The sequence below is a fragment of the Streptomyces nigra genome, from assembly GCF_003074055.1.
GTDB lineage: Bacteria > Actinomycetota > Actinomycetes > Streptomycetales > Streptomycetaceae > Streptomyces > Streptomyces nigra.
Genome location: NZ_CP029043.1, coordinates 3058842 through 3080329, shown reverse-complemented (window position 1 = coordinate 3080329; position 21488 = coordinate 3058842). Strand labels below are relative to the sequence as shown.

The window sequence follows — 21488 nt, the reverse complement described above, 5'->3', positions numbered from 1 at the left end:
CGGCCCGGAGGGACACACCCTCCGGGCCGGGCCGCGTCCGACCCGTCAGCCGCCCTGCCGCTCCAGCAGGACGACCCCGTAGGCCGTGCCCCGGACGGTGTACCGGACACCGGGATGCAGACGTCCGGCGTAGGCCTCGACGTCGCGGTGGCGCTTGCGCGAGTTGTCCAGGGCGATGTAGTCCGGCTCGACGCCCTGGGTGTTGCTGACCCAGAACACCCGGCAGCGCGAGGTGAGCCGGCTGATCGGGGCGATGTTCGCCTCGACGGACGCGCCGTCCGGGACGGTGTCGAGCAGCCGCTCGATCGCGGTGACCCGCTCCGGCTTGCGGTAGATCTCGGTCTCGGTCACGGCGGCCAGCGGCAGCGAGGTCGTCAGCGCCAGGGAGGCGCCCGCGACGGCGGCCGGAAGGTGCTGGGCGTACGACCTGAGCCACGGCAGCGGGCTGTTTCGGGCGGTGTGCACGGCGTCGACGAGGGCGAGCGCGACGACCGGCATCAGGACGGCGCTGTAGTGCCAGTCCGTCCCCCAGTACTGCGGGTAGGAGGACACGAACCGCCAGCCGACGGTGGGCAGCGCCACCAGCAGCAGTGGGGAGCGCAGGGCGAGCAGCCCGGTCGTCGGGATCAGGATCCAGCCGAGGGTGCGGAGCTTGGTGTCCAGACCGTCCAGCGGCCCCCCGCCGCCCGATTCGCCCACCTTGTTCCAGTAGTCGTAGGAGCCCGCCGAGTTGAACGCCGGTATCAGCACCAGCAGGGTGAGGGCGACGGCGACGGCACCGAACACGGCGACACCGGCCGCGTACCGGGCCGCGCGCGGGGAGGTGCCGCGCGCCCGCCAGGCGACGACCACGGCGAGGGCGCTCAGCGTGAACCCCAGGTCCTCCTTCACGAGGACCAGCGGCAGCGCCCACAGCAGGGCGGCCCGCCAGCGCCGGGCCAGCAGCGCCTCCAGCGCGAAGGCGATCAGCGGCACCGCGAAGCAGATCTCGTGGAAGTCGAAGTCGACGGCCTCCTGGATGCCCCAGGACAGCCCGTACGAGACGCCGACCGCCAGCCCGCGCCCGCGGCCCAGCAGCCGGGCGGCGGCCCGGGCGACCGGGACGGCGGACAGCGCGAACAGCGCCGCCTGCGCGACGAGCAGGGTGACGGAGGACGGGAACAGCCGGTAGAGCGGTGCAAGGAGCACGGTCACCGGGCTGAAGTGGTCACCGAGGATGTTGAACCCCGGGCCCTTCAGATCGGCGACCGGCGCCTGGAGGTGCGCGTAGGAGCGCACGACCTGCTCGAAGATGCCGAGGTCCCACGAGCGCTGCCCCAGATGGCGGTACCGCCCCACGGAGACGATCGCGTACCCGGCGAACAGCACACCGGCCAGCACCCAGGCGTCCCACCGGCCCGCTCCGGGCACCGGCGACTCCCCGGCACGCGGGCCGGTTACGGCTATCGCGGGGTCCGAGGAGGCGTCCTGGTTCGAGGCGGCGGCACGGGTGGGCATGGGGGGACTTTACGTGGACGGGGGAGGGGGGCCGGGGGGTGGGGCGGGGTGGGATTGCCCGCCGGGGGGTGGGGTGGTCGTGGGGTGTGCACCGGATCCGGTGTCCGGGGGTGGGTGGGGTGGCGTGGGTTGTGCGCGGGGTCCGGCGACCGGGGTCGGGCCGCGGGGTGATCGTGGGTTTGTCCGCGGGCTGCGGTGTCCCGGTCGGGTGGGGTGGGCGCGGGGTGTGCGCGGGCTCCCGTGTCCCGGGTCGGGTGGGGTGGGCGGGGTTGTCCACAGGCCCTCGCGTCCGGAGCCCGCGGGGTGATCGTGGGTTGTCCACAGGCTCCGACGTCCGGGTCTGTGGCGACGTACGCTGGAACACCCGGCCCGTCCCAACGTGTCGGGCCCTTCGTGTTGCCCATCCCTTTGGACGGAAAGCGCCCTCCATGAGTCTGCACGGTCTGCTCGACGCCGTAGTCAAGGACACCGCCCTGGCGGAAGCGATCACGGCGGCCGCGGACGGCAACCGCATGCACGTCGACCTGGTCGGCCCCCCGGCGGCCCGCCCCTTCGCGATCGCGGCCCTCGCGCGCGAGTCCGGCCGCACCGTCCTCGCCGTCACCGCGACCGGCCGGGAGGCCGAGGACCTCGCGGCGGCGCTGCGCTCCCTGCTGCCCGAGCAGGGCGTCGTGGAGTACCCCTCCTGGGAGACCCTGCCCCACGAGCGCCTCAGCCCCCGCAGCGACACCGTGGGCCGCCGCCTGGCCGTGCTGCGCCGGCTCGCCCACCCCCGGCCCGACGACCCGGAGACCGGACCGGTCTCCGTGGTGGTGGCCCCCGTGCGCTCCGTCCTCCAGCCGCAGGTCAAGGGCCTCGGCGACCTGGAGCCCGTCGCGCTGCGCAGCGGTCAGACCGCCGATCTGAACGCCGTGGTGGACGCCCTCGCGGCCGCCGCCTACGCGCGCGTGGAGCTCGTCGAGAAGCGCGGCGAGTTCGCCGTGCGCGGCGGCATCCTCGACGTCTTCCCGCCCACCGAGGAACACCCCCTGCGCATCGAGTTCTGGGGCGACGACGTCGAGGAGATCCGGTACTTCAAGGTCGCCGACCAGCGCTCTCTGGAGGTCGCCGAGCACGGCCTGTGGGCGCCGCCCTGCCGCGAGCTGCTGCTCACCGACGAGGTGCGCGAGCGGGCGCGCGTGCTCGCCGAGCAGCACCCGGAGCTGGGCGAGCTGCTCGGCAAGATCGCCGAGGGCATCGCCGTCGAGGGCATGGAGTCCCTGGCGCCGGTCCTCGTCGACGACATGGAGCTGCTGCTCGACGTCCTGCCCAAGGGGTCCATGGCCGTCGTCGCCGACCCCGAGCGGGTCCGCACCCGCGCCGCCGACCTGGTGGCGACCTCGCAGGAGTTCCTGCAGGCGTCCTGGGCGGCCACCGCGGGCGGTGGCGAGGCCCCCATCGACGTCGGCGCGGCCTCCCTGTGGTCCATCGCGGACGTCCGCGACCGGGCCCGCGAGCTGGACATGATGTGGTGGTCGGTGTCGCCGTTCGCCGCCGACGACGAGCTCGACGCGGACACCCTCAAGCTGGGCATGCGCGCCCCCGAGGCCTACCGCGGCGACACCGCGAAGGCGCTGGCCGACACCAAGGGCTGGCTCGCCGACGGCTGGCGCACGGTCTTCGTGACCGAGGGCCACGGCCCGGCGGCCCGCACCGTCGAGGTGCTCGGCGGCGAGGGCGTCCCGGCCCGTCTGACCATCGACCTGGACGAGATCTCCCCGTCCGTCGTGCACGTCGCCTGCGGCTGTATCGACTACGGCTTCGTGGACCCCGCGCTCGGCCTGGCCGTCCTCACCGAGACCGACCTGACCGGGCAGAAGGCGGCCGGCCGCGAGGGCGCCCGGATGCCGGCCCGCCGCCGCAAGACCATCGACCCGCTCACCCTGGAGGCGGGCGACTACATCGTCCACGAGCAGCACGGCGTCGGCCGGTACATCGAGATGGTGCAGCGCACCGTGCAGGGCGCGACCCGCGAGTACCTGGTCGTGGAGTACGCCCCCGCCAAGCGCGGCCAGCCCGGCGACCGGCTCTACATCCCCACCGACCAGCTGGAGCAGATCACCAAGTACGTCGGCGGCGAGGCGCCCACCCTGCACCGCCTCGGCGGCGCCGACTGGACGAAGACGAAGGCCCGCGCGAAGAAGGCCGTGAAGGAGATCGCGGCCGACCTGATCAAGCTGTACAGCGCGCGCATGGCCGCGCCGGGCCACGCCTTCGGCGGCGACACCCCGTGGCAGCGCGAGCTTGAGGACGCCTTCCCGTACGCCGAGACCCCGGACCAGCTGACGACGATCGCCGAGGTCAAGGAGGACATGGAGAAGTCGGTCCCGATGGACCGCCTGATCTGCGGCGACGTCGGCTACGGCAAGACGGAGATCGCGGTGCGCGCCGCCTTCAAGGCGGTCCAGGACGGCAAGCAGGTCGCCGTGCTCGTGCCGACGACCCTGCTGGTCCAGCAACACTTCGGCACGTTCTCCGAGCGCTACTCGCAGTTCCCGGTCAACGTGCGCGCGCTGTCCCGCTTCCAGACCGACACGGAGGCGAGGGCGGTCCTGGAGGGGCTGCGCGACGGTTCGGTGGACGTCGTCATCGGCACCCACCGGCTGTTCTCGTCCGAGACCAAGTTCAAGGACCTCGGTCTGGTCATCGTCGACGAGGAGCAGCGCTTCGGCGTCGAGCACAAGGAGCAGCTGAAGAAGCTGCGCGCCAACGTCGACGTCCTGACGATGTCCGCGACCCCGATCCCGAGAACGCTGGAGATGGCGGTCACCGGCATCCGCGAGATGTCCACGATCACCACCCCGCCGGAGGAGCGGCACCCGGTGCTCACCTTCGTCGGACCGTACGAGGAGAAGCAGATCGGCGCGGCGATCCGCCGTGAGCTGCTGCGCGAGGGCCAGGTCTTCTACATCCACAACCGCGTCGAGTCGATCGACCGGGCCGCCGCCCGGCTGCGCGAGATCGTCCCCGAGGCGCGGATCGCGACCGCCCACGGGCAGATGTCGGAGCAGGCGCTGGAGCAGGTCGTGGTCGACTTCTGGGAGAAGAAGTTCGACGTCCTCGTCTCCACGACGATCGTCGAGTCCGGCATCGACATCTCCAACGCCAACACCCTGATCGTGGAGCGCGGCGACAACTTCGGCCTCTCCCAGCTGCACCAGCTGCGCGGCCGCGTCGGCCGGGGCCGCGAGCGCGGCTACGCCTACTTCCTGTACCCGCCGGAGAAGCCGCTCACGGAGACCGCGCACGAACGGCTCGCCACCATCGCCCAGCACACCGAGATGGGCGCGGGCATGTACGTGGCCATGAAGGACCTGGAGATCCGCGGCGCCGGAAACCTGCTGGGCGGCGAGCAGTCCGGGCACATCGCGGGCGTCGGCTTCGACCTCTACGTCCGCATGGTCGGCGAGGCGGTGGCCGACTACCGCGCCTCGCTGGAGGGCGGCGTGGAGGAGGAGCCGCCGCTGGAGGTCAAGATCGAGCTCCCCGTCGACGCGCACGTCCCGCACGACTACGCGCCCGGCGAGCGGCTGCGCCTCCAGGCGTACCGCGCCATCGCCTCCGCCAACACGGAGGAGGACGTCAAGGCCGTCCGCGAGGAACTCGTCGACCGCTACGGCAAGTTGCCCGAGCCGGTGGAGAACCTTCTGCTGGTGGCCGGGCTGCGGATGCTGGCGCGTGCGTGCGGCGTCGGCGAGGTCGTGCTGCAGGGCAACAACATCCGGTTCGCACCGGTGGAGTTGCGCGAGTCGCAGGAGCTGCGGCTCAAGCGGCTGTACCCGGGCACGGTCATCAAGCCGTCGGTGCACCAGGTGCTGGTGCCGCGCCCGAAGACCGCGAAGGTCGGCGGAAAGCCGCTGGTCGGGCGGGAGTTGCTGGGCTGGGTCGGGGAGTTCCTCACTTCGGTGCTGGGGTCCTGACCCAGATGGATCCGGCCTGACTGGCTGCCTGGCTCAGTCGGTGTGACGGAAGAGGGTCGCCGCCAGGGCCCGGAAGGCCTCCTCCGGGTCCTGGTCGCCGACCGGGCCGTCCAGGTTGTGGCTGAGGAGCAGTGTGGCGAAGCCGTGGGCCAGGGACCACGCGGCGACCCCGGCCATCCGGGCGTCGATGCCGAACTCCTCCGGGCGCACACCGGAGACGGCGCCCCGCAGGGCGTCACCGGCGAGGGTGCGGGCCGTGGCCAGTTCCAGATCGTCGGCGCGCAGCAGCCCCGGCGTGAACATCACCTGGAAGTGCGCGGGGTGTTCGCGGGCGAAGCGGACGTAGCGCACGCCCGCGTCCCGCAGGTCGGCCGCCTCGGCCAGCGCCGCCGCCAGCAGCCCGAACCCTTCGGCGGCGATCGCCGTGAGCAGTCCGGTGCGGTCCTTGAAGTGATGCGCCGGCGCGGCGTGCGAGACACCGGCACGGCGGGCGAGGTCGCGCAGGCTGAGCGCGGACGGGCCGTCGGAGGCGATGACGTCGAGCGCGGCGGTGAGGACGGCCCGGCGCAGATCGCCGTGGTGGTACGGGCGGCGGGGAGAGGTCTGGCTCTGGCGAGCGGGCTGCTGCGGCATGACAGCAGCGTACGCCGCATCTAGACGGTGACAAGTTCTCGGTATCTAGTCATTGACAAGTTCAGGGCTGGTCGGGCAATCTTGTCAGTGTCAAGTTGAGGAGCGCGGGGGCCGGGATGGGCCGTGAGGTCACGGGACCGGGTGGCTCGGCGCTCGGGACGTCGAATGGGGGCGCGTCATGGCTGATGGTCTGGTGGGCGACTCGGTGGAGCAGGGCGGCGGGGTGAGCGCCGGGATGGACGCCGGTCGGGTGCGACAGCTCTGGCATCTGCTGGAGCCGCTGCACGCGGTGATGTACTACGCGCCCGAGGTGTTCGAGGAGGCGGCGGCGCTCGGATACGCGACCGACGAGCGCTGGCCGAGCTACTTCCCGTTCCGGGCCGCCCCGTTGGGAGCGGTCGGCGTGGAGAGCGTCGCGTCCGCGTTCTACAGCTTCAGCCCGCGCATGGTCGCCGAACACATCGAGCCCGCGTGGAAGACGGCGGGCCCGGAGGCGGTGCTGCGGGCTCGGGTCACCGGGATCGACCGGCTCTACCGCAGGCTGTTCGGCGACCGGGTGGACGGTCCCGGGCCGGCCGAGCTTACGGCCCTGGTCCGGCGCGCGGCGGAGGCGGCGGACACCGCGGGCCGTCCGCTCGCGGCGGCCAACGCCGCCCTGGAGTGGCCGGAGGCCCCGCACCTCCAGCTCTGGCACGCGGCGACGATCCTGCGCGAGCATCGGGGCGACGGCCATATAGCCGCCCTGCTGGTGGCCGGCCTGGACCCCGTCGAGTCGCTCGTGTCCTTCGCCGCGACAGGGGCCGCGTCCGTGGAGCGCTTCGAGAGCCGTGGCTGGAGCGCCGAGGAGTGGGCGGCGGCGCGGGAACGCCTTGTGACCCGGGGCCTGGTCGACGGGAACGGTGTGGCCACGGACGCGGGCCGCGCGCTGCGCCGCAAGGTTGAGGCGGACACGGATCGCCTCGCCGCCGCACCCTGGCAGGCGCTCACGGTGACGGAGGTGGACCGCCTCGTGGAACTGCTCGGCGACTTCTGGGTGGCGGTGCTGTCCTCGGGGCTGCTGCCGTCTGAGAACACGCTGGGGATCGGCAAGGTCTGAGCCATGGTCGGACGGGCGGCCTGACGGTCGGTCAGCCGCCCTCACCCTCGCCCTCGCTCCCGCCCCCGCTAGCGCTCCCGCTCACGCGAAGCCGTCCGCGGAAGTCGACTGGGTCCGCGGACGGCTCTCTCGGGCTGGGCGTGGGTCTACGGCCTCACGGCTGGTCGGGCTTGTCGCGGTCCATGCCTGCCTGGCGCTCGATCCGCTGCTGAGCGTCGTCGACCTGGCTCTCGTACTTGTTGCCCGTCTTCTCGTTGACCTTTCGCTCCGCGGCGTCGGACATGCCCCCGGCCTTGCCCTGCGCATGGCGGTTGCTCTTGAACCTGTCGAAGATGCCCATCCAGAGCTCCTTCCCGAGTGACTCACGATCGACGATACGCCCGACTTGCGTGCAATGCGCACTTGGCCGGTTTCTGGTCTGGACCTCCCGGATACCCCGATGCGCCGGGCGGCTACGGTGTGCACGCCCGGAAATCCGGGGAAGAGAGTCATGGCCCCGGGGCGTCCGGGCAGGCCAGGGGAGGGACCGCACGGTGAGGCGTCTGAGGGGTGGGGCGGCGACCGCCGCGGCGGTGCTCGGTACGGCACTGTTGCTGGGAGGCTGCGAGAACGTCGAGCTGCCCGCACCGGACGGCACGTCCGGCGCCGGCCCGGCCGCGGGATCGGGCCGCGCCACGAGCCCGCTGGACAACCCGGACGGCACGAAGCCGGGCCTTGCGCCTCTCACCTCGGACGCCGACCGGGCCGAGGCCCGCGCCCTCATCGAGAAGGTCGCGACAAAGGGCCGCGGCCCGAGAACCGGCTACGAACGCGAAGCGTTCGGCTACGCGTGGATGGACTCGGCACCCGGCGGAGTCCCGTTCTCCCGCAACGGCTGCGACACGCGCAACGACCTCCTGAAGCGCGACGGCCAGGGCGTCCGCTTCCGTTCCGGCTCCGACTGTGTGGTGATGTCGATGACGCTGGACGACCCGTACACGGGCCGGACCATCGAGTGGACCAAGTCCAAGGCCACCAGTGTGCAGATCGACCACGTCATGCCGCTGTCCTACGACTGGCAGATGGGCGCCTCCCGGTGGCCGGAGGGCAAACGGCAGGACATCGCCAACGACCCGCTCAACCTGCTCCCTGTCGACGGCCCCACCAACAGCTCCAAGGGCGACTCGGGACCCGCCTCCTGGCTGCCGCCGAGCAAGCCGATCCGGTGCTCGTACGCGGTCCGCTTCGCCCAGGTCTCCCTCAAGTACGAACCGCCGGTGACGAAGGCGGACAAGGAGATGATGCTGCGCCAGTGCGGCGGCTGAGACGGTCCCTGAATCAGCCCCTGAAACGGCCCGCGGAAAAGGACTTTGCCGCCCTCACCGCCCGACCTACCGTGACCCGCATGGAGACCAAGGTGTGGAGTCTCGCCGAGCGGCCCGAGCGGGTGGCGGCGGTGCTGGGGATGGCGGACAGCTGGCCGGAGATCGTGCTGCACGATCTCGTGGGGAACAGCCACTACGGGCGGATACCCGCCGAGTTCCCGGAGTACGTGCTGTTCGCCGAGGACGAGGGGGGCGAGGTCGTCGCCCATGCCTTCAGCGTGCCGTTCGCGCTGGACGTCGAGGGGCGTGGTGCCCTGCCCGCGCGTGGTTGGGACCAGGTGCTGGCGTGGGCCTTCTCCGATCTGCGGTCCGGGACCCGTCCCGACACAGTCAGTGCCATCTCCGTCGTCGTCGCCCCGCAGGTCCAGGGCGGCGGGCTGTCCGCCCGGATGCTCGGCGCAATGCGCGACCAGGCCCGCGCGCACGGTTTCACCGAGGTCGTCGCGCCGGTCCGCCCCAGCGCCAAGCACCTCGAACCGCGCACCCCCATCGAGGAGTACGCGCACCGCGTACGCCCCGACGGGCTGCCGTACGACCCGTGGATGCGTGTCCACGCCCGCGCCGGGGCCACCGTGGAATGCGTCGCGCCCGCATCGATGACCGTCGTCGGGTCGCTGGGGATGTGGCGCGGCTGGACCGGGCTGCCGTTCGACACCGAGGGGGACGTGGAGGTGCCGGGGGCGCTGGTGCCGGTGCGGTGCGAGCCCGAGCGGGACCTCGCGGTGTACGTCGAGCCCAACGTGTGGATGCGCCACGCGCTCTGAACCGGCGCCCGGAAGCCCCGCCTCCGCCACCTGCGCCGTCGTACGAGGTGATCAGCACGACAACGATCCGGTACAACCGGTGACCGGACCTCGGTGTCGACCTATACGCTCGAAGCGACCCTCACACGACCGGGATTGCGCCATCGGGCAGGATCGGTCGGGTCCGTCCACCTCGTCAGGCATCAGGAGCAGCCATGCAAGGCCACGGCTACACACAGCCGGTGAAGCAGCCGCCGTCCAACGGGACGCTGGTCTTCCTGCGCGTGCTGTTCGTCGCGGTCACCGTGTTCAGCTTCGGCCTGCTGACCTTCGCGATGATGCTGCGCCTGGCCATCGTGACCCGCCGGGCGCTCGACTGGTGCCTGTTCGTGGCGTCGATCGTGGTGCCCTACTTCGGGTTCTACCTGATCGGCTCCGAGCCCGGAGACGAGATCAACACCGGGGGCGGCTACTTCGGCCTCCTCCTGGTGCTCGGCGGCATCGTGGCCGGAATCGCCTACTACCTCGCCGCGGACATCCGCCACTTCCAGCAGGCCCGCCTCACCGGCGGCTACGTCCAGCGGCCGCCGGTCGGCCCGGCGTACGGCTATCCGCGGCCCGCGTCGCCGTACACCGCGACGACCGTGCCGTCCACGCCCCACACCCCGGTGCCGTCGACGCCCCACACGCCGGTGCCGCCCGTTCCCCGCGACACTCCCTTGCCGCCGCCCCCGCAGCGCCCCGCGCCCGCCCGTATCGACCAGGTGCGCGCCGAACTCGACGAGCTCAGCGACTATCTGCGCCGCCAGGACGGACGGCCCGACGACACCCGTGAGGGCGGGCAGTGACCGCGACGACCGGACACGTCGTCTCCGGCCGCTACGAGCTGTCCACCCTCATCGGGCAGGGCGGTATGGGCCAGGTCTGGACGGCCTACGACCAGCGGCTCGACCGGCGCGTGGCGGTGAAGCTGCTGCGCCCCGACAAGGTCGCCGGGCAGGAGGCGGACGAGCTGCGCCGCCGCTTCGTGCGCGAGTGCCGGGTGACCGCGCAGGTCGACCACCCCGGCCTGGTCACCGTGCACGACGCGGGCAGCGAGGGCGAGGAGCTGTTCCTCGTCATGCAGTACGTCGACGGCGTCGACCTCTCCGCCCACCTCGCCGAACAGGACGCGTACCCGTGGCCCTGGGCGGTCGCGGTCGCCGCGCAGCTGTGCGCCGTGCTCAGCGCCGTGCACGCGGTGCCGATCGTCCACCGCGACCTCAAGCCGCGCAACGTGATGGTGAAACAGGACGGCACCGTCACCGTCCTCGACCTGGGCGTCGCCTCCGTCATGGACACCGACACCACCCGCCTCACCCACACCGGCTCCCCGATCGGCTCACCCGCCTACATGGCCCCCGAGCAGGCCATGGGCGGCGCCGTCGGCCCGTACACCGACCTGTACGCGCTCGGCGTCCTCATGCACGAACTGCTCAGCGGCGACGTGCCGTTCTCCGGCTCGACCGCGCTCGGCGTGCTGCACCGGCATCTGTACGAGCCGCCGAAGCCGGTGCGCCAGTCCCGCCCCGAGGTCCCCGAGGCCCTGGAGGCACTGGTCCTGCGCCTGCTCGCCAAGGACCCCCAGCACCGCCCGGCCTCCGCCCAGGAGGTCTACGAGTCCCTGGCGCCGCTGCTGCCCGCGCGCGGCATACCCGGCGGGGAGCCCCTCGACCCCACCCGCCCCTTCCTGCGCCCGCACGCCCCCTGGCCGGACCGCGCCCGCACCCCCGCGCCCCAGCCGGCGCCCGCCGCCCCGGCACCGCCCGCCGACGAGAAGGCCGACGTGGCACGGGCCGTCGACGAGGTCAAGCGCCTCCTCGGCGAGGGCCGGATCACCCAGGCCGTCGACATCCTCGGCGCGATCCTGCCGGTCGCGGCCGAACAGCACGGCGGCAACTCGCCGGTCGTGCGCACCCTGCGCAAGCAGTACGCGGCCACGCTCATGGACGACGGCCAGTACCGGCGCGCCCTGCCCGAGCTGCGCCGCCTCGCCGACGAGCGGGCCTCCGAGGCCGGACAGGCCGACCCGCAGTCCCTGCGCTTCCGCTACGACGTCGCCCAGTGCCTCGAACAGCTCGGCGAACCGGCCGCCGCCCTCGCCGAGTACCGCTCGCTGCTGCCGTACTACGAGAACCAGTACGTCTCCGGCGACCCCGTGCTCGCCCACGACGTGCGCCGCCGTATCGGGCATCTGCTGCTCGCCCTCGGCGACCGCCCCGCCGCCCACGACACCCTCGCCCGGCTCCTGATGGACGTCGAGCGCCTGCACGGCCCCGCCCACCCCCTCGCCGCAGAGGTCCGCCGCACCCTCCAATGGCTCGGCCAGGTCCGAGGCTAAGGGCTGTCCCGTGATTCCCGGCGTCCACCGGGAATCACGGGACAGCCCTTGGGGCCGCGGAGATCGCGCCGCGCCGGGTGACGGGTGCCCGAAGCGCACGCGAATCGTTGGTCGAATGGGTTGGCCAGAGCTTGCCCACTGCCTACCATCGATCACCGCAAGACTTTGTGCACCGACGCACAAGCGCCCCTCGGGAGGTCTCCTTGCACCGCCGCCGTCGTACCGCGCTCCTGCTCTCCGCCGTGCTCGCCGCGGCACCCCTGCTCACCGCGTGCGGAAGCGACGCGCATCCGGGCGCGGCCGCCGTCGTCGGAGACCAGCGGATCACCGTCGCCCAGCTGGAGAACCGGGTGAGCGAGGTACGCGACGCCCAGCGGGCCGCCGTCCCCGACGAGGCGGCCTACGCCCAGGTCATCGCCAAGTCCGGCACCCTCCCGCGCGACGTGCTGCACACCATGGTCCTCGACCGGGTGCTGCACCGGGCCGCCCTCGACCACGGCGTGAGCGTGACCCGCAAGGAGGTCCAGGAGATGCGGGAGGGCCTGGAGAAGCAGGTCGGCGGCGCGAAGGCGCTCGAGACGTCCTGGCTCCAGCAGTACGGCGTCCCGCCGCAGCGCCTCGACGACAACCTCCGCCTCCAGCTGGAGGCCCAGAAGCTCGCCACCGCGCTCGGCACCGACACCGGCAAGCCCGCCTTCTGGGACGCGCTGGCCGCGGCCTCCAAGAAGCTCGACATCGACCTCAACCCCCGCTACGGCACCTGGGACGCCCGCCAGAGCGCCCGCACCGACGCCAAGGCCCCCTGGCTGCGCGAGGTCACCGCGCCGCAGCAGCCCGCGTAGCCGGCCGGTCCGGGGACGGCCGAAGAGCCGCACCCGGGACGTGGGTTACGTTCGGAGCGTGAACGCAACCAGTCCCGAAGCCGCCCCCGGCCGTATCGTCCTGCTCACCACCAGCCACCGCGTCGCGCCCGGTCTGCTGTCCTGGCCCGCCTGGCAGGCACTGCGCACGGCCGACCGGGTGCTGTGCGCGGACGGCGCGCACCCGCAGCTGCCGTATCTGCGCGAGGCCGGGATCACCGTCGACGAGGCCGTCCCGACCGCCGAACAGCTGGTCGAGGCGTGCTCCGGGGGCCGGACCGCCGTCGTCGTGGCCACCGGCGAGGGCGAGCCCGCGCTCACCGACGGCCTGGCCCGCCTCGCCGGGACCGGCAGGGTGCGGATGCCCGAGCTGGAGCTGCTGCCCGCCTCCTACGACCTGCCCGGCGCCCGCCTCCTCGACCTGGTCCAGGTCATGGACCGCATCCGCGCCGAGTGCCCCTGGTCCTCCCGGCAGACCCACGAGGGCCTGGCCAAGTACGGCATCGAGGAGGCGTACGAACTGGTCGAGGCGATCGAGGACGGCGACCGCGACGAGCTGCGCGAGGAACTGGGCGACGTCCTGCTCCAGGTCGTCTTCCACGCCCGGATCGCCGAGGAGCACCCCGACGCCCCGTTCTCCATCGACGACGTCGCCGGCGGCATCGTCGCCAAGCTGATTCACCGCCACCCCCATGTCTTCGGCGACGCGACCGCGACGACCCCCGAGGAGGTCCGCGAGCACTGGCTGCGCACGAAGGCCGAGGAGAAGCGGCGGGAGTCGGTCACCGACGGCATCCCGCTCGGCCAGCCCGGCCTCGCCCTCGCGGCGAAGCTGGCGTCCCGTGTCCACACGGCCGGACTCGACGTCCCGCTGCCCGCCGGGGAGGGCGTCGGCTACGACCTGCTCGCCACGGCGGTGCGCGCGGCGGAGGCCGGCGTCGACCCGGAGGCCGCCCTGCGCGTCGCCGCCCGGGCCTACCGGGACGCGGTCCGGGCCGCGGAGGGCGTGAAGACCCTGGGCCCGCAGGGCGGATAACGTCGAAGGGTGACCGACCAGCCCCGATGCCCCGCCTCCGCTCCCGCCGCTCCCGAGCTCTTCACCTGGGAGTTCGCCACCGATCCGTATCCGGCGTACGCCTGGCTGCGGGAGCACGCGCCCGTGCACCGGACCCGGCTGCCCAGCGGGGTGGAGGCCTGGCTGGTCACCCGGTACGCCGACGCCAAGCAGACGCTCGCCGACAACCGGCTCTCCAAGAACCCGGCCCACCACGCCGAACCGGCCCATGCCAAGGGCCGCACCGGCATCCCCGGTGAGCGCAAGGCCGAGTTGATGACGCATCTGCTGAACATCGACCCGCCGGACCACACCCGGCTGCGGCGCCTGGTCAGCAAGGCGTTCACACCGCGCCGTGTCGCCGCGTTCGCGCCCCGGGTGCAGGAGCTGACCGACCACCTCATCGACGGGTTCGCCGGGAAGGGGGAGGCCGACCTCATCCACGAGTTCGCCTTCCCGCTGCCCATCTACGCCATCTGCGACCTGCTCGGCGTCCCCCGCGAGGACCAGGACGACTTCCGGGACTGGGCGGGCATGATGATCCGGCACCAGGGCGGCCCGCGGGGCGGCGTCGCCCGGTCCGTGAAGAAGATGCGCGGCTATCTGGCCGACCTCATCCACCGCAAGCGCGAAGCGCTGCCCGACACCCCGGGCCCGGACGAGGACCTCATCTCCGGTCTCATCCGGGCGTCCGACCACGGCGAGCACCTCACCGAGAACGAGGCCGCCGCCATGGCCTTCATCCTGCTGTTCGCCGGTTTCGAGACCACCGTCAACCTCATCGGGAACGGCACCTTCGCGCTGCTCACCCACCCCGCGCAGCGCGCCCGCCTCCAGGACTCCCTGGCCGCCGGCGACACCGCCCTGCTGGAGACCGGCGTCGAGGAACTCCTGCGCTACGACGGCCCGGTGGAGCTGGCCACCTGGCGGTTCGCCACCGAGCCGCTGACCATCGGCGGGCAGCACATCGCCGCCGGTGACCCGGTCCTGGTCGTCCTGGCCGCCGCCGACCGGGACCCGGAGCGGTTCGCCGACCCGGACACCCTCGACCTCTCCCGCCGGGACAACCAGCACCTGGGCTACGGCCACGGCATCCACTACTGCCTCGGCGCCCCGCTGGCCCGGCTGGAGGGACAGACGGCCCTCGCCACTCTTCTCACCCGGCTCCCGGACCTCCGACTGGCCGCCGATCCCGCCGAGTTGAGGTGGCGGGGCGGTCTCATCATGCGGGGGCTGCGCACCCTGCCCGTGGAGTTCACCCCGGTCGGAGTCAAGAGTTCCGCTCCGCAAACATGACATGCGCTCATCTCTGTGATCTTCACGTGATCTGCGCGGCATTAACTTGTGACAAGTGATCGTCTGCCTATACGTTCACCCATCAACGAAGGCACGCGGATTCCGCGTCCCTTGGTCACCGCTGTCTCGCGAAAGGTCCCCGCATGCTCTCCGGGAACGGTCGTCACCGTCGCCCCCGTCAGGCTCCGGCTCTTCTCGTCGCGGCCGGAGTGACCGGCTCCGCCATCGCCATCCCGCTCCTCGGCGCCTCGGGCGCGAGCGCGGCGGACGGGAGCGTGTGGGACAAGGTCGCCGAATGCGAGAGCGGCGGCTCCTGGAGCGCGGACACGGGCAACGGGCACTACGGCGGACTCCAGTTGACCCAGGCGGACTGGGAGGGCTTCGGCGGTCTCGACTACGCCGCGAGCCCGGATCTGGCGAGCCGCTCGCAGCAGATCGCCGTGGCGCAGAAGATCCTCGCCGAGCGCGGGACCGTCCCGTGGGGCACCTGTGCGGTGCTCAACGGGCTCAGCAAGAAGTCGGGTGCCGTCGACCTCGACACCGGTGTCTCCGGGGACTCCCCGAGCGAGGTGTCCGGGTCGTCCGGCTTGCTCGATTCCTCTGATTCTTCCGACTCGTCCGAGTCTTCCGGTTCTTCGGGCGGTTCGGGCTCCTCCGACGGTGCGTCGAACACCCCGAGCGGCTCGTCGTCCGCGTCGCCGGAGAGCTCCGCACCGTCCTCGCCCGAGGCCGGGAAGTCAGGAAAGTCCGAGAAGGCTGAGAAGTCCGGTTTCACGGCCACCGCCTCTCCGGACAGTTCCCCGGTGGAGAGCCCCGAGATCACGAATCAGGACAACTCCGGGCAGAGTGCCGGATCCTGGAGCCTCGTCGACACCGCCGCGATCGAGGACGTACCGGCCGGTCCCGGACGGCACCGCGGCGCCAGCGCCGAGGAGACCAAGGCCGCGGACGGCGACTCCGCCGCCTCCGGCCGCCACGCCTCCTACCGGGTCCGCGCGGGCGACACGCTCGCCTCCATCGCCGACTCCCTTGACGTCGACGGCGGATGGCGCGCGCTGTTCGAGGCGAACAAGGCGGCCATCGGCACCGACGCCAACAGCATCGCTCCCGGTCAGACGCTGGACGTCCCCACCGAATAAGGGCCGAACAGGGCCAAATGAAGCGGCAGTTCACGCCCCGCTTTCATGGTGAATGTCCGTTTTGAATGGACTGAGAGATAGATCTCAGAAGCCTTGATCGTCTTTGAAAATCCCCGAGCGGCGTGTCTACGGTCGTGACCGCTCGCCTCCAGTGCGAGCCCCGACAGCCGTCACGCCGAATCCTGCCGGCGGCCGTCCGGGAACAGTCGTCGCGTCATGCGCCGTAGGCAGGAGCGGGGGACCCAAGGTAAGCGCCGGGTCCGGACGTCGAGGCCCTCCGGGGGCTCACGGCCGGAACCGGCTTGGGGTGAAGTCGCGCACCACGCACCAGTGGTGGGCGACCGGGCAACTCAACCGGCCCGAACCCGACAGCTCACCTCGTAGGCGTCGGTGAGGGGATCTCTCCATGCTGTTCTCCAGCAAGGGCAAGCACCGTCGTCCGTCCAAGGCGGCCCGCGCCATCGCCGTCGTCGGCGTCACCGGCGCCGCCGCCGTCGCCGGCCCGCTGATGGCCGCCGGCAGCGCCTCGGCCGCCACCGCCTCCGAGTGGGACGCCGTCGCCCAGTGCGAATCCGGCGGCAACTGGTCGATCAACACCGGCAACGGCTACTACGGCGGCCTGCAGTTCTCCGCCTCGACCTGGGCGGCCTACGGCGGCACGCAGTACGCCTCCACCGCCGACAAGGCCACCAAGGCCCAGCAGATCGCGATAGCCGAGAAGGTCCTCGCGGGCCAGGGCAAGGGTGCCTGGCCGCACTGCGGCACCGGCCTGTCGAGCGCGGCCTACAACGGTTCCGCCGCCACCGGTGGCGAGCAGAGCGCCCGCTCCACCGAGGAGAAGCCGGCCTCCCGCTCCGCGGACCGTCCGGCCGCCGAGAAGAGCACCAAGACCGTCACCACGCCGACCGGCAAGAAGGTCAAGAAGGGCGACGGCGAGTACAAGGTCGCCAAGGGCGACACCCTCAGCACCATCGCCGCCGACCACGACGTCAAGGGCGGCTGGGAGAAGCTCTTCGAGCTGAACAAGGACATCGTCCAGGACGCCGACCTGATCTACCCGGGTCAGCAGCTCCACCTCAAGTAAGCCCCCACAGGCTCCCCGCCCCGGCGCGTGTTCCCCCGTGTGCGCCGGGGCGGGGTTCTGTGTAGATGTACGCGCCCGCTTTTTGTTCCGTTCGGAAACAATTCGCTCTCGGTTCCGTCCACAGGGCGGTCGACCGCTGGCCGAACCTCCGGAGCCGGTTAGGCTCGTCTCGCAGCACCCACGCGGGCTGCGTAAAGGCTTCACATCCACGAAGGAGATGCTCGTGCCGTCCATCGACGTCGTCGTAGCCCGGGAAATCCTGGACTCCCGAGGCAATCCCACGGTCGAGGTCGAGGTCGGCCTCGACGACGGCAGCACCGGTCGTGCCGCCGTCCCGTCCGGCGCCTCCACCGGCGCCTTCGAGGCCATCGAGCTGCGCGACGGTGACACCAACCGTTACCTCGGCAAGGGCGTCGAGAAGGCCGTCCTCGCCGTCATCGAGCAGATCGGCCCGGAGCTCGTCGGCTACGACGCCACCGAGCAGCGCCTGATCGACCAGGCCATGTTCGACCTGGACGCCACCGACAACAAGGGCTCCCTCGGCGCCAACGCCATCCTCGGTGTCTCGCTCGCCGTCGCCCACGCCGCCTCCGAGGCCAGCGACCTGCCGCTCTTCCGCTACCTGGGCGGCCCGAACGCGCACCTGCTCCCGGTGCCGATGATGAACATCCTGAACGGCGGCTCGCACGCCGACTCCAACGTGGACATCCAGGAGTTCATGATCGCCCCGATCGGCGCGGAGTCCTTCTCCGAGGCCCTGCGCTGGGGCGCCGAGGTCTATCACACCCTCAAGAAGGTCCTGAAGAACAAGGGCCTGGCCACCGGCCTCGGCGACGAGGGCGGCTTCGCGCCGAACCTCGGCTCCAACCGCGACGCCCTCGACCTCATCCTCGAGGCGATCAAGGAAGCCGGCTACACCCCCGGCGAGCAGATCGCCCTGGCGCTCGACGTGGCCGCCTCCGAGTTCTACAAGGACGGCGTCTACACCTTCGAGGGCAAGGAGCGCTCGGCGGCCGAGATGACCGAGTACTACGCGGAGCTCGTCGACGCGTACCCGCTCGTCTCCATCGAGGACCCGCTGTTCGAGGACGACTGGGACGGCTGGAAGACCATCACCGACAAGCTCGGCGACAAGGTCCAGCTCGTCGGCGACGACCTGTTCGTCACCAACCCGGAGCGCCTCGCCCGCGGCATCGAGGAGGGCGCCGCCAACGCCCTGCTGGTGAAGGTGAACCAGATCGGTTCGCTCACCGAGACCCTGGACGCCGTCGAGCTGGCCCAGCGCAACGGCTTCAAGTGCATGATGTCCCACCGCTCCGGCGAGACCGAGGACGTCACCATCGCCGACCTGGCCGTCGCCACCAACTGCGGCCAGATCAAGACCGGTGCCCCGGCCCGCTCCGAGCGCGTCGCCAAGTACAACCAGCTGCTGCGCATCGAGGAGATCCTCGACGACGCCGCCGTCTACGCCGGCCGCAGCGCGTTCCCCCGCTTCAAGGGCTGAGGCACGCGCCTGTAGGAAGCGTCGTACGTACGTCCCCGTACTCGGTCCCGTACCGTGTGCGGGGACGTACGCGCGTTGAGACGGGAGGCGGGACATGGCCGTGAAGGACCGGGACCGGTTCTCCACCGCGACCAGGATCCGGTTGCTCGGGGAGCAGACGGCGGCCCGTGTCTACCGTTCCCAGACCAAGCGGCAGGCCCGGCGCTCCCGGCTCACCAGCCGCGCCGCGCTGCTCGCGCTGGTCGTCTGCACCCTCGTCGTGGCCATGGCGTACCCGATAAGGCAGTACGTCTCCCAGCGCGCCGAGATCGCCGACCTCCAGCGGGAGAAGGCGGCGACCACCCGGCGCGTCGAGGAACTGCGCGACCTCAAGGCCCGCTGGCAGGACGACGCCTACGCCGAGCAGCAGATCCGGCTGCGGCTGCACTATGTGATGCCCGGTGAGACCGGCTTCGTCGTCGTCGACCCGGACGCGGCCAGGCAGTCGCGGACCGACCTGGGCGCGGCCCACCGCCCCTGGTACACGAACCTCTGGGAGGGCGTCGACAAGGCCGACGCCGCCCGCAGCGAACAGAGACGATAGAAAGACAGGCATGGAAACGCCCCCGCCGCCCACCCCGCGCACCGAGCCCACCGACGCGGACGTCGAGGCCTTCAAGCAGCAGCTCGGCCGCCCCCCGCGCGGGCTGCGCGCGATCGCCCACCGGTGCCCCTGCGGCCAGCCGGACGTGGTCGAGACGGCCCCCCGCCTGCCCGACGGCACACCCTTCCCGACGCTGTACTACCTGACCTGCCCGAAGGCGTCGTCGGCGATCGGCACGCTCGAGGCCAACGGCGTGATGAAGGAGATGACGGCGCGGCTGGAGAGCGACCCCGAACTGGCCGCCGCCTACCGCGCGGCGCACGAGGACTACATCCGGCGCCGGGACGAGATCGAGGAGCTGACGGGCTTCCCCAGCGCGGGCGGCATGCCCGACCGGGTGAAGTGCCTGCATGTGCTGGTCGCGCACTCGCTGGCCGCCGGACCCGGTGTCAACCCGCTGGGCGACGAGGCGCTGGCGATGCTGCCGGAGTGGTGGCGCAAGGGCGCGTGCGTGACGCTGCCCGCCGAGGAGGACCGATGACCCGGGTCGCGGCCGTCGACTGCGGCACGAACTCCATCCGGCTCCTCGTGGCGGACGTGCACCCGGACACCGGTGAACTCGTCGAGCTGGACCGGCGGATGACGATCGTGCGGCTCGGCCAGGGCGTCGACCGCACGGGCCGGCTGGCGCCCGAGGCGCTGGAGCGCACCTTCGCCGCCTGCCGCGAGTACGCCTCCGTCATCGAGGAGCACGGCGCCGAGCGGGTCCGCTTCGTCGCCACCTCCGCCTCCCGGGACGCCGAGAACCGCGACGACTTCGTCCGCGGTGTCGTGGACATCCTGGGCGTCGAGCCCGAGGTCGTCACCGGCGACCAGGAGGCAGAGTTCTCCTTCACCGGTGCGACCCGCGAACTGACCGGGCGGGCCGACCTGAAGCGGCCGTACCTCGTCGTGGACATCGGCGGCGGCTCGACCGAGTTCGTCGTCGGCGAGGAGCATGTGCGCGCCGCGCGCTCCGTGGACGTGGGCTGCGTCCGGATGACGGAGCGTCATCTGGTCCGGGACGGCGTGGTCTCCGACCCGCCCTCCGCCGCGCAGGTCGTGGCCATACGGGCCGACATCGAGGCGGCCCTGGACCTCGCCGAGGAGACGGTGCCGCTGCGCGAGGCGAGGACGCTGGTCGGGCTGGCCGGTTCGGTCACCACGGTGTCGGCGATCGCCCAGGACCTGCCGGAGTACGACTCGGGGCGTATCCACCACTCCCGGATCACCCTGGACCGGGTCCGCGAGATCACCGAGTGGCTGCTGCGCTCCACGCACGCGGAGCGGGCGGCCGTGCCCTCCATGCACCCGGGCCGGGTCGACGTCATCGGGGCGGGCGCCCTGGTCCTCCTGGCGATCATGGAGCGCGTCGGCGCCGACGAGGTCGTGGTCAGCGAGCACGACATCCTGGACGGCATCGCTTGGAGTTGCGCCTCCGAGGCGCGTTAGAGAGCGACCCTCGACGGGATCGCTCACTTCGCGGCGAGCGAGGTGCGTTGAGGGGCGGCGCCAGGCGGTCTCGGGTGGGGCGTCACAGGTTGCGGTAGACGTCCCGCCGGTCGCCCACCTTGACGACCAGGATGACGAGTTCACCGTCGTTGATCTGGTAGGCGATCCGGTAGCTTCCGACCCGGAGTCGGTAGAGACCGGACGGGCCGGTGAGCTTCTTGACGTGGGTGTCCTGGCGGTACGGGTCGTCACCGAGCGCGGTCAGTGCGGTCAGGATGCGCATGGCGTCGGGTCGGCTGATGGCCCGGAGCTGCCGCTGCGCCGCTGTGGTGAACCGGAAGGCGTACTTCACGCCGCCTCGCCGTCCCGCTCGCTGAACAGGTCCGCCAGCAGTTCCGCCATGGTCACGGTGGAGCCGCCCTCTGCCAGCACCGCTTCGGCCTCGCGCGCCAGCATCACATCGGCAGCTTCCTCCAACGCTTCGAAGTCCGAGATCGGCACCACGGCTGCCACCGGGGTGCCATTGCGCGTGATGACGGTCGGGACGCCTTCCTCGGCCCGGTTGATGTGGTCGGCGAGGTGTGTGCGGGCTTCCCGTACGGAAACGGTGTGCTCAGTCATAAGGGCAGTGTACGCGCATGCGTGTACACATGGGTAGCCGTCGGGAGACGCGTTCGCGAGCGATCCTGGACGGCATCGCCTGGTGGCTGGTGCGCTGAGGCGTCGTCGGTGCTTTCGAAAAGTGGCCGCTTTTCCTTGGCGTTGGGTTCACGGTCCGCAAGGAGCGCGTCGAGGTCGAGGAGAT

General features: G+C 71.8%; 20 protein-coding genes and 1 riboswitch. Of the genes, 15 read left to right on the top strand and 5 right to left on the bottom strand.

From position 1 onward, the window contains the following. Positions 1–45 precede the first annotated feature (45 nt). Positions 46–1497 (bottom strand): DUF2079 domain-containing protein, encoded by a 1452-nt coding sequence (locus DC008_RS14075; RefSeq protein ID WP_108707282.1) that lies wholly within the window; start codon positions 1495–1497, stop codon positions 46–48. A gap of 428 nt (positions 1498–1925) precedes the next feature. Here DC008_RS14075 and mfd point away from each other — a divergent pair, with 428 nt between their 5' ends. Beyond that, complete coding sequence (mfd, locus tag DC008_RS14070; protein ID WP_108707281.1) at positions 1926–5456, top strand: transcription-repair coupling factor; 3531 nt, start codon at positions 1926–1928, stop codon at positions 5454–5456. A 33-nt stretch (positions 5457–5489) separates the two neighbouring features. Here the strand turns inward: mfd and DC008_RS14065 are convergent, their stop codons facing one another. After that, the gene (locus DC008_RS14065) at positions 5490–6089 is read right to left on the bottom strand and encodes a TetR/AcrR family transcriptional regulator (RefSeq protein ID WP_108707280.1); all 600 of its coding nucleotides are present in this window, start codon (positions 6087–6089) and stop codon (positions 5490–5492) included. Positions 6090–6324: 235 nt separating this feature from the next. Here DC008_RS14065 and DC008_RS14060 point away from each other — a divergent pair, with 235 nt between their 5' ends. Beyond that, entirely contained in the window at positions 6325–7185 is an 861-nt protein-coding gene (locus tag DC008_RS14060) for an SCO6745 family protein (RefSeq protein ID WP_108710686.1), read from the top strand. Between the two features lie 154 nt (positions 7186–7339). Here the strand turns inward: DC008_RS14060 and DC008_RS14055 are convergent, their stop codons facing one another. After that, entirely contained in the window at positions 7340–7525 is a 186-nt protein-coding gene (locus DC008_RS14055; RefSeq protein WP_108707279.1) for an Rv0909 family putative TA system antitoxin, read from the bottom strand. A gap of 193 nt (positions 7526–7718) precedes the next feature. Here DC008_RS14055 and DC008_RS14050 point away from each other — a divergent pair, with 193 nt between their 5' ends. From DC008_RS14050 to DC008_RS13990, 13 genes are all read left to right on the top strand, one after another. Next, entirely contained in the window at positions 7719–8489 is a 771-nt protein-coding gene (locus DC008_RS14050; protein WP_108707278.1) for an HNH endonuclease family protein, read from the top strand. Between the two features lie 80 nt (positions 8490–8569). Then, on the top strand, positions 8570–9313 hold the full coding sequence (locus DC008_RS14045) for a GNAT family N-acetyltransferase (protein ID WP_208645861.1): 744 nt from the start codon (positions 8570–8572) through the stop codon (positions 9311–9313). Between the two features lie 194 nt (positions 9314–9507). Next, positions 9508–10140, top strand: coding sequence for a hypothetical protein (locus DC008_RS14040; protein WP_108707276.1), 633 nt, complete (start codon positions 9508–9510; stop codon positions 10138–10140). A 38-nt stretch (positions 10141–10178) separates the two neighbouring features. Continuing rightward, positions 10179–11672, top strand: a complete 1494-nt coding sequence (locus tag DC008_RS14035) for a serine/threonine-protein kinase (RefSeq protein ID WP_267145702.1) — start codon at positions 10179–10181, stop codon at positions 11670–11672. 203 nt (positions 11673–11875) lie between these two features. Continuing rightward, a complete protein-coding gene (locus DC008_RS14030; RefSeq protein WP_108707274.1) occupies positions 11876–12514 on the top strand; it encodes a SurA N-terminal domain-containing protein in 639 nt (212 codons plus the stop codon). A 58-nt stretch (positions 12515–12572) separates the two neighbouring features. Further along, positions 12573–13568, top strand: coding sequence for a nucleoside triphosphate pyrophosphohydrolase (locus tag DC008_RS14025; protein ID WP_108707273.1), 996 nt, complete (start codon positions 12573–12575; stop codon positions 13566–13568). 9 nt (positions 13569–13577) lie between these two features. After that, positions 13578–14882: a cytochrome P450 family protein gene (locus tag DC008_RS14020; RefSeq protein ID WP_108707272.1), complete on the top strand. Its 1305-nt coding sequence runs from the start codon at positions 13578–13580 to the stop codon at positions 14880–14882. 143 nt (positions 14883–15025) lie between these two features. After that, entirely contained in the window at positions 15026–16021 is a 996-nt protein-coding gene (locus tag DC008_RS14015) for a LysM peptidoglycan-binding domain-containing protein (RefSeq protein WP_108707271.1), read from the top strand. A 209-nt stretch (positions 16022–16230) separates the two neighbouring features. Beyond that, a riboswitch (cyclic di-AMP (ydaO/yuaA leader) is annotated at positions 16231–16423 on the top strand. A 4-nt stretch (positions 16424–16427) separates the two neighbouring features. Continuing rightward, positions 16428–17105 carry a transglycosylase family protein gene (locus DC008_RS14010; protein ID WP_108707270.1) on the top strand — a complete coding sequence of 226 codons (678 nt, stop codon included), beginning with the start codon at positions 16428–16430 and terminating at the stop codon, positions 17103–17105. Positions 17106–17328: 223 nt separating this feature from the next. Then, positions 17329–18609, top strand: a complete 1281-nt coding sequence (gene eno / locus DC008_RS14005; protein ID WP_107096845.1) for a phosphopyruvate hydratase — start codon at positions 17329–17331, stop codon at positions 18607–18609. Between the two features lie 94 nt (positions 18610–18703). Next, on the top strand, positions 18704–19192 hold the full coding sequence (locus tag DC008_RS14000; RefSeq protein ID WP_108707269.1) for an FtsB family cell division protein: 489 nt from the start codon (positions 18704–18706) through the stop codon (positions 19190–19192). A 10-nt stretch (positions 19193–19202) separates the two neighbouring features. Beyond that, complete coding sequence (locus tag DC008_RS13995) at positions 19203–19733, top strand: DUF501 domain-containing protein (RefSeq protein WP_108707268.1); 531 nt, start codon at positions 19203–19205, stop codon at positions 19731–19733. Further along, on the top strand, positions 19730–20683 hold the full coding sequence (locus tag DC008_RS13990; RefSeq protein ID WP_108707267.1) for a Ppx/GppA phosphatase family protein: 954 nt from the start codon (positions 19730–19732) through the stop codon (positions 20681–20683). Before DC008_RS13995 ends, DC008_RS13990 begins: the two co-directional genes overlap by 4 nt. An 82-nt stretch (positions 20684–20765) precedes the next feature. On the opposite strand, the gene DC008_RS13985 is transcribed toward DC008_RS13990, so the two are convergent. Continuing rightward, positions 20766–21035: a type II toxin-antitoxin system RelE family toxin gene (locus DC008_RS13985; protein WP_108707266.1), complete on the bottom strand. Its 270-nt coding sequence runs from the start codon at positions 21033–21035 to the stop codon at positions 20766–20768. Next, a complete protein-coding gene (locus DC008_RS13980; protein ID WP_108707265.1) occupies positions 21032–21304 on the bottom strand; it encodes a type II toxin-antitoxin system Phd/YefM family antitoxin in 273 nt (90 codons plus the stop codon). The genes DC008_RS13985 and DC008_RS13980 overlap by 4 nt, the downstream gene beginning before the upstream one ends. Positions 21305–21488 lie beyond the last annotated feature (184 nt).